Annotated in this window: 10 protein-coding genes and 1 pseudogene; 7 read left to right on the forward strand and 4 right to left on the reverse strand. The window is 57.8% G+C overall.

Translation table 11 applies throughout. The annotated features are described in order from the left end of the window. Positions 1–103: 103 nt before the first annotated feature. From H2O65_RS03990 to H2O65_RS04000, 3 genes are read right to left on the reverse strand one after another with little or no spacing between them, the layout of a single operon-like run. Entirely contained in the window at positions 104–760 is a 657-nt protein-coding gene (locus H2O65_RS03990; RefSeq protein WP_182142361.1) for a NeuD/PglB/VioB family sugar acetyltransferase, read from the reverse strand. Further along, positions 757–1374: a sugar transferase gene (locus H2O65_RS03995; protein ID WP_182142362.1), complete on the reverse strand. Its 618-nt coding sequence runs from the start codon at positions 1372–1374 to the stop codon at positions 757–759. Before H2O65_RS03995 ends, H2O65_RS03990 begins: the two co-directional genes overlap by 4 nt. Next, on the reverse strand, positions 1367–2527 hold the full coding sequence (locus H2O65_RS04000) for a DegT/DnrJ/EryC1/StrS aminotransferase family protein (RefSeq protein WP_220458792.1): 1161 nt from the start codon (positions 2525–2527) through the stop codon (positions 1367–1369). The genes H2O65_RS03995 and H2O65_RS04000 overlap by 8 nt, the downstream gene beginning before the upstream one ends. 463 nt (positions 2528–2990) lie before the next feature. Here H2O65_RS04000 and H2O65_RS04005 point away from each other — a divergent pair, with 463 nt between their 5' ends. Continuing rightward, complete coding sequence (locus H2O65_RS04005; protein WP_182142363.1) at positions 2991–3179, forward strand: hypothetical protein; 189 nt, start codon at positions 2991–2993, stop codon at positions 3177–3179. A gap of 1058 nt (positions 3180–4237) precedes the next feature. Here the strand turns inward: H2O65_RS04005 and H2O65_RS04010 are convergent. Further along, the gene (locus H2O65_RS04010; RefSeq protein ID WP_182142364.1) at positions 4238–4726 is read right to left on the reverse strand and encodes a hypothetical protein; all 489 of its coding nucleotides are present in this window, start codon (positions 4724–4726) and stop codon (positions 4238–4240) included. A 792-nt stretch (positions 4727–5518) separates the two neighbouring features. Between H2O65_RS04010 and H2O65_RS04015 the strand changes: the two genes are divergently transcribed. From H2O65_RS04015 to H2O65_RS04040, 6 genes and pseudogenes are all read left to right on the forward strand, one after another. Further along, a complete protein-coding gene (locus H2O65_RS04015) occupies positions 5519–6094 on the forward strand; it encodes a hypothetical protein (protein WP_182142365.1) in 576 nt (191 codons plus the stop codon). A gap of 87 nt (positions 6095–6181) precedes the next feature. Further along, positions 6182–6484, forward strand: a complete 303-nt coding sequence (locus H2O65_RS04020) for a hypothetical protein (protein ID WP_182142366.1) — start codon at positions 6182–6184, stop codon at positions 6482–6484. Positions 6485–6509: 25 nt separating this feature from the next. Next, positions 6510–8074: pseudogene (locus H2O65_RS04025) on the forward strand (IS1634 family transposase). A gap of 58 nt (positions 8075–8132) precedes the next feature. Next, entirely contained in the window at positions 8133–9209 is a 1077-nt protein-coding gene (locus tag H2O65_RS04030) for a hypothetical protein (RefSeq protein ID WP_182142367.1), read from the forward strand. 354 nt (positions 9210–9563) lie between these two features. After that, a complete protein-coding gene (locus tag H2O65_RS04035; protein ID WP_182142368.1) occupies positions 9564–10562 on the forward strand; it encodes an AAA family ATPase in 999 nt (332 codons plus the stop codon). 5 nt (positions 10563–10567) lie between these two features. Next, complete coding sequence (locus H2O65_RS04040; protein WP_182142369.1) at positions 10568–13120, forward strand: S8 family peptidase; 2553 nt, start codon at positions 10568–10570, stop codon at positions 13118–13120. Positions 13121–13132 lie beyond the last annotated feature (12 nt).

The raw sequence follows: 13132 nt of genomic DNA on the forward strand, positions 1-13132 counted from the left end.
CGTTCCGACATTTTGGCTTCGGATGCCACAGGGCTCTGTGGAGCTCCCTAGTCTCTCCCGGTAGCGGAAGCTACGCCGCGGTATTCGCAGCTGAGGACCACTGTTATGTCGCCCAGCGGGCAGGTATTCCTACTGCGGTCTTGCCCGACGGGACGTCCTTGGTCACGCATGCGTTTGCACCGATCGTGCAGCCGGTGCCCACAAACAGACCCTGCAGGATAACCGCGCCAGCCCCGACCAGTGTGGTTGGTCCGACGTACACTTCGCCAGAGACAATGGCACCCGGGTTGATAGATGTGAACTCCGCAAGGTGGGTATCGTGCCCGATTGTTGCATTCGGATTTACGTGCACGTGCCTGTCGAGTTGCACGTTGGTAGAGATCTGGGCTCCTGAACACACGATCACGCCGGGTTCCACTATGTTGTCTGATCCGACTACCGCCTGAGGGTGGATCACTCCTTGTGCGTGGAGCCCCTCACGGTCTAACCGCTCAGCTATTTGCTTCTTCACCCGCGGGGAACCGATACCAAGCACGTAGGCTTCTGCTGGCCTGTTTGCGATAAGGAAGTCCAACCCGCCAAGCACCTCGTAATGACGGCTCCGCAGTCGATCAATGTTGATCGTTGATGGGTTGTCATCGATGATGCCCATAACGTTCAAATGATCCTCGGGCCTTATGCACACGCGGTTGTGTGCTTCGATCACATCGAGGGTTTCCCGGCCGAAACCGCCAGCTCCAACAACGACAACATCGGTCATTTCGCACCTTCGAACCGATGGATCGTGGCTTGACCGGGGTAAGAGATACCTTCCCGGCGTAAGACTGTCAGCAGTGTTTGCAGCAAGATTCTCGCATCTGCGCCCAGGGAGCGGTTGTCAACATATTCGACATCGAGGGCGAATGTCTCTTCCCATTCCAAGCCATTGCGCCCGCTAGCCTGGGCAAGGCCCGTGATACCGGGCCGTACTAGGTGTCGACGACGTTGCTCATCGGTGTAAAGCGCAAGGTACTCGACCAACAGGGGTCGGGGGCCAACCAAGCTCATGTCGCCCTTCAGAACGTTCCACAGGGAGGGGAGCTCATCGAGGCTTGATGAACGGAGCAGCTTGCCAAACTTTGTTAGGCGGTCCGCGTCTGTAATCAGACCCTTCTCCAGGTCCACATCACGCATACTGCGGAACTTGTAGAGGGTGAAGATCTTCTCGTCTTTCCCGGGCCGCTCCTGCTTGAACAGGACAGGGGAACCGAGGTTCTGTCGCACTGCCACAGCCGTGACCGCCATAATGGGGGCCGCAACAATCAGGCCAACGCTTGCGGCTGCGACATCCAGGAGCCTCTTGGTCGGAGCGTAGAAGCGTGATGGCTCAGCCACGTGCACTCTTCACAAAGTCGGTGAGCGTATCAACCACCAGTGCTCGCTGTTCCTTGGAGAGCGCAGATCCGCTCGGCAAAGTCAGCCCTGTTGCGAAGAGTTGCTCGCTGATGCCGTTGGTTATGGCTGGTGCGCCCTCGAACACCGGCTGCAGGTGCATGGGCTTCCACAGTGGTCTGGTTTCAATGTTGTGCTCGGCTAAAGCTGCGGTGAGCTCAGCGGGGGAGAAGCCTGCTGTGTCCTCATCTACAAGGATCGCGGTGAGCCAGCAGTTGTCTTCCTGCTCGTCCTCGTCATCCACCTGGGCCTGGAAGACGGTGACGCCGGGGACGCCCTCGAACAATGCCTTGTAGGTGGAGCGCATCTCACGACGCCTGCCGATCATCTCATCCAAGCGGGAAAGTTGGGCGCGTCCCAGGGCAGCCAAGATGTTGCTCATACGGTAGTTGAAACCGATGTCGACGTGCTCGTAGTGGGGGACGGGCTGGCGTGCCTGCGTTGCCAGGTAGCGGACCTTGTCCGCAAGTTCCTTGTTGTCGGTCAGGAACATGCCACCACCGGATGTGGTCATCACCTTGTTGCCGTTGAAGGACAGGATTGCGGCCTCACCGAAACTGCCGGCTGGGTGGCCGTCAAGGCTGGCGCCAAAGGACTCGGCCGCATCCGAGAACACCGGGATGCCGTACTGATTGGCTAGTTCGATGATGGCCGGGTAGTCTGCCATCTTTCCAAGCAAATCCACGGGGATAATCGCGGCGACGTGCGCGTGGGAGGACGCTAGTGTCTCTAACGCTTCGGCGAGGAGGGCGGGGTCCATGTTGCCGGTCTCGTCACAGTCCACAAAGTACGGCTGCGCACCGGTGTAGGTGATGGCGTTGGCTGTCGCTGCGAACGTCATTGATGAGGTAACCACAGTGTCGCCCGGTCCCACACTCATCGCGAGCAGACCAAGATGCAGGGCAGCAGTTCCGGAACTCAGCGCCACGGCATAAGCACGGCCTGTGCGGGCAGCGACCTCGTCCTCGAATGCGTCCACCTCCGGACCCAGGGGAGCGACCCATCCGCCGCGGAGGGCCTTCTCTACGTACTCTCGTTCCAGTTCCCCAACGTCGGGGGATGACATGTAGATGCGTTCTGCGGCTGAGGGTTGCACGGTGTTACCACTACTCCACGTTCTTGGGTGAGGCCAGTTTGGTCACGTGTTCAGCTTAGGTCGGGTAAGGGGCGCGGTGATCGCCGCGGGTAGTTATCTTGGACATAGGCAATATGACCGTGTGATGGAAAGGGAGTGGTGGCTGGTGGGGGGAGTCTGGGCCATTCTCGGTGGAGGCTGCTCAGGTCGTGGGTCTGGGTGGTAAGAACTTCTCCACGTTCGTAAATCGTCTCATTGCTGCCGAAGTTGCGGCCCAAGAGGTGTCTGGCTCGATGTGCATGTCCGGAGGTCATGGGGTCGCAGGTTTCCGGTCAGCCCGACCACGAACTCGCGGTACCTCGAGACATTCGCTTTTTTGTTGGTAAGATCTGATCCGGTCATCTCAAACTCATCACTTTGACCCCGTTTGCTGCCTTTGAACGGCCAGAGCGGTTCGTTTCCAAGACCCACGTCGGGGTTGGCAGTGACGCATGAGGTATTGTCGCGCAACCCGATGGATCACGTCTCGCGTCTGCGTCGGCCAGTGTTGACGCGGAGCGCGCTGGCGCCTGAGGAGGCGAATGCGATTCACGCCGCGATCGCGTACGCGGCTGAGACGATGTCCGTAGCCGTCGTCGCAGCGCCTCTCACCATCAGCATGGACACGGGTTGACACGGCGCCGGACTACAGGCGATCGAAGAGATGCAGCGGCGATGGCAGGCTGCACGCTAGCGGCGGACATGGCGGATGACGGTCCTGTCCCCGCCCGGCGTGCGGTCATCGACCCGCTGAGAGCACGTCTGAGAGTGGCTGCTTCGGGTAGCCTACTTCAGACGACTAAGCCGGCGGCACGTGATGTACTTCAGTACCCGAAGCGCTGTTTGTCGACGAATAGAATCCTGAGTGAATAGTGCTACTGCGATGACGCACGCTCGTATCAACCCATGCAGTAAAACTGCAGATGAGGTGAGAACGATCAGCGGCGCGAGGGAGCCGAACCCGTAGAGCATTGTCAAATCCGATTTGAGCGCGACTTATCATCGCTAAGTGCTGCCAAGTCCAGCAGGCTCAGGTTAGAGTTAGGGTGCGCTTCCTGAAGCGGGCCAACTAAATGGACGCCAGTCTCGGAGCGCGGGACTAGGCACCCCTTGGGCACCCTCCCCTTCCAGTCACGGCCTACCGCCTTCCGGCAAGAATAGCCAGTCCTTCGAACACCGGCAACTCGCTCTCCAGCTTACATTATGTGAATCGTTGCACGTTGGACCACATCTTTCCAAACCCTTGGCATCCCCGTGAGAGACTTCGACTCTGCAGACAGGGAACGTGGAGTTTTCAATCTTTGCGCGACTCGTCAGGTGCTCGGCTTTCCGAGTGGGATCTTGACTCATGCTCGCGTAGATACGCTCCGCGGACACAATGGCGGCGTGCAAGTCCGGGTGTTCTCGGACAAAGAAGGTCATGCATGAATACACGTTGTGAAGCGGTGGATGCCGTGGAATCGCAACGACATGATGCGGCGTGGGCGAGGCTGAGGCGGTCATCGTTAGGTCCTTTCGAGTGAATTCTTACGTATGCATCTGATGAGCGCTCGCGCTACTGGGGTGCGTTTTGGGAGTGACCGGATCAGCGTTCTTCGCTGTTTTGGGGTCTTCGTCGACGGACGGTTTTACCATCGCAGGGCTAAGCATCTCTATGTACTCCCGACTCCCGCCATACGAACACTGCTTTATTTAGTACATCGGGGTTTGAGTCCCGCTAGTTCCACCCAAGACCGGTGCGCGAACACCTCTGGTCCATTCAGCCGGACAAAATCGCCGAAACTCCGGCACGCATCTCGACGCGAAGATCCTCATGGGTGATCCGATGAAGATACGACTGAACGGTGCGTTGTTCGTCTGCTTCCGAGCAGGATCCGACGTAGCAGTGAGGCAGCGGGAGTGGGCGCCATCGAGAAGATCAAAAACGTCAGTGCTACGCTGCACGATGTAGGCCAGACCCTGGCTGAGACGTTCGCGTTCTCCTGCGATCCGAGCCAACTCCTGCGACAGCTTCTTGTGATCTTCGGTGAGCATCTCACACGGGATGCCGCCTGAGTAACAGAGGCCGAGCAGCTTCTCCTGACGCGAGATCAGAGCCTCAGTCTGCTCGTCGAGTTCGGCCAGACTCTGCGCATTGTCACACGCGTGGCGGTCGAGTCGTCGGAGGTGAGACTGCCCCACCTGCCGCTGCGTCTGTCGTTACCCCGAGGAGTCATTGCGCCGTATCCCCATTTGCCACCGAGACGGTAACCTCGTGCGATCAAAGACACCTGACGCCGTTCATGGCGACCACGCCCTCTTAGTATGTATCGGTCAGCACCCAGTGAAAGCTCGTGACCGTGGGAACAGCAGCCGGTCGTGCCGGGGCAGGTCGTGTTTGCAGACCCCACTTCTTGAGCCCAGCTACGAGTTGAGCGACGTTCCACTCGCCGGTTGCGTATGCCTTGAATGCACCCACGACATGCGGAGCTCTTTCTGCGTCGATCACGACGGTTCGGACCTCCCGACCGTCAGCGGGCTGTCATGGAACATTGCCGTAGCTGATCGGTGCGTGACTCGGCATGCCGCCACGCATGGCTTTCTGACGCATCCCTCTTATGACTTCTTGCGCAAGGTTGCGGGAGTGGAATTCGGTAAACGAAGCCATGATCACGGGCAGCAATACGCCGTTCGGAGTTGTGTCGATCCCCTCTGTGCTTGCTGCCAGTTCATATCGTGCTGGGCTGGGATCGAGAAGCCGTCACTCCGGCTTCCTCTCTCCACTTGGGCGCAGTGGCTACACAGAGAGACGTACGAGACGGTCGACAGCGGCGAGGACACAGAATGAATTGAAGTTGGAACGTTAGAAGGTTCAGATGGACGGCCTCTCATCATGTGAGAACGCGTGTGGTGTAAGGCAAGCCATACGAATTGCTTCCCAGTATGACCACGTTCCTCGATAGTGTGACTTGTAAGCGAGAGAGGTGGGTGCGCGTGGAACCTGTGGTCTTTACCCAGCTCGTCATTGCCGCTGCGACGCTGCTCGCGTCATTGGGTGGCTACTTGCTTGCCGGAGTGAATGAGCGCCGCCGCGATGCTCGGACGCTGGCGCGCGAGATGGAGCTTCGCGGTGCCGAGCGAGCGTCACGGCGTGACGATGCGGCGCATGCCTTCCAGCGCGAGACCCTACTGGCGCTTCAGGATGCAGTTCAGCTCATGGCGCGGCTTACCTACAAGGCGATGCACTTTGATCACATGCAGGCACGTGGACATAAATACACACAGCTTCCCGACGCTCTCAGTGATGACATACACTCCAACGGTGTCGAGGTGCGCCGTCTGGCAACCCGCGTGCTCGATCCCGGAGTTCGTGCCGCCGTTGACGCCTTCGACGAGACATCTGCTCGTCTGTCCACCTCGCCGCGACACCTCGATGGACTCACTGGTGACGAGTTGGAGAACCGGGCCGCGGTTAGCATGGTGGAACTAAACGACGGGTATCAGGCCCTCACGTCTATTCTAGGGGAGGCTCTGCGACGTGAGATCGCGTGGAAACCTGACATCGAGTGATGTCCCCTTGCTGAGGTTCGCGAGATCACTGCTGCACCCGGCACCTTTGACTAGGTGAGCGGAGAACGACCTTGGTAGCATCGTTATGTGGAAACAGCTCAAACCGTCCTGCTGACGGCAGAGGCGCTACGGTCTCGCATGCGTGATCTACAGGCTGCTGTGTCTAGGTACTATGCGGCCACCGGCAATCATGCCGATTTCGTGCCTGAGCTTCGTGCGTTTATTACGCATACACAAGCGATCAATGATCTCCTGACGGAATCAATCGCCGATAAGACGTCCTTCAAAACAGCCCTTGTCGCACCTGACTTGGACCACCTGGGGCTCTTTTGGTGTGTTGGGTTTGTGTTTGTGCTGGTCATGGGTGGTTTGGGTTTGGGGTTTGGGTAACTAACGGGGTTGGTAGAATGCCCAGGTGAGTCCCTTTTTGCGTAAAGTTCCCACCGCTTCGGGGGCGACCGCGGTGCAGATCGTGGATAAGAGTGGGGGCCAGTACCGCATTGTTGAGCATCTGGGGTCAGCTCACAGCCCCGGTGAGCTTGCCGCACTAATGCAGGTAGGTCGGGAGCGGTTGCATCCGGGTCAAGAGGAACTGGATTTAGGTTTAGACCCAGCCGTGCGTGGTGGGGCTGTTGTGCAGTCTCAGTCATCACGCTTGTTGGTGGAAGTGATCCAGAATGCGTGGGATGCTCTGGGGTTTGATGTAATTGCAGATGAGGGGTTCTTTCAACTGGTCCTGGCCCGTTTGGTGGAGCCAACTTCAATGGTTGATAGTCGCCGCGTGTTGGAAGAACTGGGGGTCACCCCCGTGCATTACTCAACCTTCAAACGAGCCTTGACGCGGGCTGGGGAGCGTGATTACCGGGGCCAAATCGCGAAGGCCTGTTTCAATCATTCCCTGGTTACGAGTGGCTTGTCTTTGCTGCTTTACGACGTGACGACCTTGTATTTTGAGGCTGAGAAGGAGGATGACTACCGCAAAGTTGGGTTCTCTAAAGAACGCCGGGTTGACCTCAAATCGTGGTGGGCTTACTGGTGGATCGGGCGGGTTTCCCTTTAGAGATCCACTGTTTTGCTGGTAACAAACCCGAAACCCAAACCATCCTTCCAGTCATCAAAGCCTTCGCTGACCGTAATAACGTGGTTGACATGGTGGTGGTAGCAGATGCGGGAATGCTGTCAGCCACCAACCTGGATGCCATCGAGGAAGCCGGGTTGCGGTTCATTGTGGGATCGCGAATGACGAAAGCACCCCAGGACCTGGCGGGCCACTTCCACTGGCACGGCAGTGACGCTACCGATGGTCAAATCGTTGACACCACTACCTTGAAACGCGGTAAGCCCCGCCCTGACCCGGAGGGCAGTGTTCCTCTCACTCAGCCGGTGTGGGACCCAAACAATGCGGCCCACGCCAGGTCGTGGCGCACGGTGTGGCAACACCGCCACAAACGCGCAGTCAGGGACCGTCACACTCTCCAGAAGCAGCGTGAACGAGCCGAAGCAGTCATCAGCGGTGAAAGGCCCGGTAAAGCGGCCAGGTTTGTGAAAACCACTGGCACCAAACGTGTTTTTGACCAAGCCACTTTTGAGCGGGCCCTCCTGCTTGCCGGGTGGAAAGGCTACATCACTAACATCCCTAAAACCGTGATGGACGCCCAAGAGATCGTGGGGTCTTACCACGAGTTGTGGCATGTGGAGCAGTCTTTCCGCATGAGTAAAACCGATCTGCAGGCTCGCCCTATCTTCCATCGTGAGCGAGATGCTGTTGAAGCCCATTTGACCGTGGTGTTCACGGCTCTCGCCATCAACCGCTACCTCTACGCAGCAACTGGGATCACCTTGAAAAAACTGGTGCAAACCCTACGGCCCTTGCAAGACGTCACCATTCAGATCAGCGGCCAACAAATCACCGCCACCCCCAAAATCAGCACCCAAACACAAAAAATACTCACCAACCTCAAAACCAACACGGGTAACTAAAGTGGTCCAACTCAGGTTTGACTAGGTGAGCGGAGAACGACCTTGGTAGCATCGTTATGTGGAAACAGCTCAAACCGTCCTGCTGACGGCAGAGGAGGCAGAGGCGCTACGGTCTCGCATGCGTGATCTACAGGCTGCTGTGTCTAGGTACTATGCGGCCACCGGCAATCATGCCGATTTCGTGCCTGAGCTTCGTGCGTTTATTACGCATACACAAGCGATCAATGATCTCCTGACGGAATCAATCGCCGATAAGACGTCCTTCAAAACAGCCCTTGTCGCACAAGGAGAAGACGCGAAGAATCTAATACGAGGTATCAAGTACATCCGTAATGTTGATCAGCACCTTCTCTATACTGTTGCACCGGACTCCGAGAACGGGCATTTGGTCGGAGGGACATTCGGAATGCGCCTTTTTCCTGTTTGGAAGTCAATACCCCCCGAGATACATGATCAGCTGCGTCCTGGGACTCAGAAGCTGCAGCCTGCTTTTGAAGACCGCCTTGTGGGGCGGGAGATCTGGAGCTCAATGATGGACGTGCTTCGCCTTTTCGGAGCGCTGATACCTGATGCAGTACATCGCGATGGCAAAAACGAGTGGTCAGGATTCCCTCTAATGTCCCAACCGGGCATGGGATATCCACTTCATCCGGAAGAGCCGCTTGATCATGCGCAAGTACATGACTGGCTTTCCAAGCGAGTGCCGAATGGAGATCTCCGTGTTGCGATGGGTCTCCGTGTCTACGAAGGCGTAAAGTACCTCTACGGAAACACGTGGGTCAGAGGCTATTCATTCACGCCATTTGTAGAAACTGTAGACCAGGTGCGGGCGGATGTATCCGCGGGCTTCGTGTACTTGGCTTGCGAGGATATGTTCGTTCTGAAGTCTGCTAGCGATGAGTTCCCAGATGCACTGCAAGGGGTGGTTCTCAGCTCAAGTGTCGATATCGACAAGCAAGGGCCGCGGATAACTGAGCGCCATCTCACTGAAGAATGGGTAACTCCCAATTCTGAGGCATTTTGGGACGACGTGAATATGGAGGTCCGCAAGGACTTGCCTGCGAGTTGGTTCTTCGAAGTTCGGCGTGCGCGTCGCCTAAACGCTCTTGTGCCTCCGTCCTTTACGCGCAGATAGTCGAGCGATCTCGGGAGGGCCTCGCACCCTATTTCAAGGTGTGGCTCTGGGCCTCCGTGGTCGGCGCTGGCCGTGGGTCGTCTGCAGTGCCGTCTGTGGCCTCGTTCGAATATGAGCCGTGTTCAGGGTAATAGCGGCCGTCATCAGTGAGCGCGGCTGACCAGCTCTCCCCGCTGCCGATCAGGGAGCGAAGATGCCCGACCCTCAGCGCCGTTGACACGAGAGACCGTTTGCCACAACAACACTACGATCAGGAACAAGCGTGCCTCGCATGGTGGGTCGCGACCACCGGTAGACTGAGGGTGCAGAAGTAGCAGCGGGAGGTAGCAGAGCGCAGGAGGGAGGTCGACGGTCATGGCGACCAACGATCAGCTCAAAGCGCTAGTTAAGAGCCACGCGGACGGGGACGACCCTCAGTTCTACGCCGTTGCCATGCAGGTCGCAGCGAAGGCAGCTCGTGCAGGTCAGTCGAAGTTCGCCCAGGAACTACGAGACCTCGTCAATGATCTGCGAAAGAGATCAGACGCCAGTGCTCGGGTCGCATCGATCGTCCCAATTGTCCAGCCTAAGGGCGAGCTACGCTCCCTTCTCAACGTCTCCTACCCGGATGCCCTGCTAGGGGATCTGGTGCTTCCGACTCCGCTGGTTTCCCGTATCCAGGAAGTACTTCTCGAACAGCGTCAACGTGACACGCTCGCAAAGTATGGTCTAAGGCCTGCACGTCGTCTACTGCTTACAGGTCCTCCCGGCACAGGGAAGACCTCGACGGCGCGCGTCATTGCGGGCGAGCTGAAGCTCCCTCTGTTCGCAATCCGTCTCGACACAATCTTGACGAAGTTCATGGGTGAAACCGCTGCGAAGTTACGGCTTGTCTTTGATGCATTGGCTGAAACAAGGGGTGTCTACCTCTTTGATGAAGTTGATGCGCTCGGCGGCGAACGCTCTGCTCAGAACGATGTTGGGGAGATTCGCCGAGTTCTGAACTCCTTCCTGCAGTTCCTGGAGGAGGACACATCCGAAAGCATAATCATTGCCGCAACCAACCATCCACAGCTCTTAGACAGTGCGTTGTTCCGACGCTTCGATACGACGATGGATTTTGTGCTGCCTGACGATGAGGGTGTTGAGGCAGTCATCAGGAACAGGCTGGCAGGCTTCCAAAGCGGAAACTTGAGTTGGGCAAAGATCGTGCCGGCCGCGCGCGGACTCAGCCATGCGGAAATCACAACCGCTACGGAGAATGCCGCTAAACGGACCGTCCTCGACGGACGTACTCGGGTGCGAACCGATGAGCTGGTAGCGGCGCTAAAAGAACTACCGCGTATGCACCGGCGGGATGGAAAGGCTGACTAAACGGCATGGCAGAACGTGACCGCCCACATATTGTTGTGCCCATGCCGCCAACGCCGGAACCATTTACAATCCCTTCGACTGGCGGGGGCGGAGATAAACCCGGCTACACCGGTAGCCGGTTCCGCCACGGGAAGAGATTGGCGCAGGAGCTTGAAGCCGCGCTGGCTCCACCGATCGACGATGGTGAACATGAGGGCGCATATGTCACCTTCGTCTCTTCACCTGAACTTGAGCTGGCGATCGAGAGCCTGGACGTGCAGAAGAGCGGTGATCAGCCTGAGCTAGTAGCCGTGCGAGAGATCCATACCCCATCAGGGACGATCGTTGAGGCCACAGTCTTCATCCCAGATGGCAAGAAGGGGTATTTCCAGAGAAAGCTCGACGCCTATGTCCAGTCAGCATCTGATGACAAGGCAAAGAACGCCAAGTTCGTCGACGGCATTCAGAACATCAAACGCGCGACCATACGTCAGCTCTGGACCGACCCCGACGAAATGTTCCCGGTAGATCCCGCCACGACCCATTGGTGGGAGGTATGGCTTCGGAAGCGTGATGGTAACGAGCGTGAACGCATGACGCGTTTTTCCGAAGCGCTCGGGCTTAGAACCAGCAGTCATTATCTTGGCTTCGGCGACCGCACCGTGGTCCTATTGCAAGCGTCGGCGGACCAACTTGCGCAGGTTTTTGAATCGATCGACGACATCGCCGAACTCAGAAGGCCTCACGAGATAGCGAGCTTCCTCCCCGAGCTCTACGCTAGCGAACAGCGAGAATGGGTCGACGATCTACGGTGCCGTGTCGAGACCGCCTCACTCGATGCCCCCGTGGTCTGCATTCTTGACCGAGGCGTCCAAGCTAGTCATCCGCTTCTCTCACACTCGCTCGATGTGGGCGATCTCCATGCTGCTGACTCCTCGTGGAGCCATGACCCCGTGATTTGGCATCACGGAACTGAGCTCGCCGGGCTGGCACTCTACGGGGACGTTCACACGGCGATTATCGATACACACGCCGTGCGACTCGGACACCGACTCGAATCCGTGAAGATCCTCCCTGACCGCGGCAGCAACGATCCAGACCTCTACGGCGCGGTAACCGCCAGGGCAATCGACCAACCAGAGATCACCGCCCGCGACCGGAGTCGAGTCTTCATGCTCGCGGTCACCGCAACAACCGAGCGGCCCGATGGAAGCACTTCCCGAATCGGAACAGAATCTGGCAAACCCACATCGTGGTCAGCATCCATCGATGCGCTGGCATACGGCCGCGCCATAAATGACGCCACTCCCAAGTTCATGTATCTCGACCGAGATGAACCTCGAACGCCAAGGCTCTTCGTGGTATCCACTGGAAATATTCGCGATGTACGAGCCGAAGACGACCACCTCGACCGCAGCGATGCTGAAGCAATCGAAGATCCTGCTCAAGCGTGGAACGCACTTACCGTTGGTGCATATTCCGAGCACGACGACATGGTGGGTTCCCCTGCGGAGTTCAACGGTTATGTTCCCATCGCGCGTCGGGGAGAGCTCTCACCGTCGAGCCGAACATCTGTCTCGTTCGAGAGTACGCGGTGGCCGTTCAAGCCCGAAGTCGTCGCCAGCGGTGGGAATTACGCGCGCACGCCAAGCGGGGACGAAACCGATACACCGCCAAACCTTGCCGTGCTCACGACCCGATTCCAACAGTTTGGGCAGGGCTTCTTCACAACGACAAGGGACACCTCTGCTGCCACCGCACAAGTAGCCGCGCTGGCAGCGGATATCTACGCTGCCTACCCTCAACTCAGGCCCGAAACCGTACGTGCTTTGGTGGTTCATTCCGCACAGTGGACCGACGCAATGGAGGAGCGGTTCGACCCGAAAGCTAGCAAGAGTCACCTAGTCAACATGCTACGTCGCTACGGGATGGGAGTTCCCAACCTGGAACGTGCGCTCTACAGCGCGACCGACGCACTCACACTCATTTCGGAGGCCTCACTCCATCCATACGAACGAGTGGGGACCTCGAACGACGGTAAAACGCGCGAGATGAATCTGCATGAGCTCCCGTGGCCGGTCGAGCAGCTCCGGGATCTTGGGGGAGAGATTGTGGACCTGCGGGTGACGCTGTCCTACTTCATCGAGCCCAACCCATCCAGCCGAGGGTGGACAGGGCGATATATCTATCCTTCTCACGGACTTCGGTTCGCAATGAAACGACCTGAAGATAACTTCGACGCCTTCCGTCAGAGGAACAACACGCGAGCTCGTCGAGACGGGGAGAAACCTCTCAAGCTGGATACCGAGAAGGGTTGGCTTTTCGGAAGCGACCAGCAAAAAGCCCCTGGCTCGCTCCACACGGATATTTGGCGAGGGACGGCTGAGGATCTCGCGAGCAAGGGTGGCATGCTCGTCTATCCGGTGGGTGGATGGTGGAAGAACCGTCATCTCATGGACCAGAGCGATCAGGGGGTTGATTACTCACTCGTCGTCAGTATTGAGTCTCCAAACATTGATGTTGACCTATGGACCCCTGTCTATCAGAAGGTTCGTGCGGTCACTGAGATCATCGTGTGACTAGCGTGCGAG

This window comes from Schaalia sp. JY-X169 (genome assembly GCF_014069575.1).
Classification (GTDB): domain Bacteria; phylum Actinomycetota; class Actinomycetes; order Actinomycetales; family Actinomycetaceae; genus Scrofimicrobium.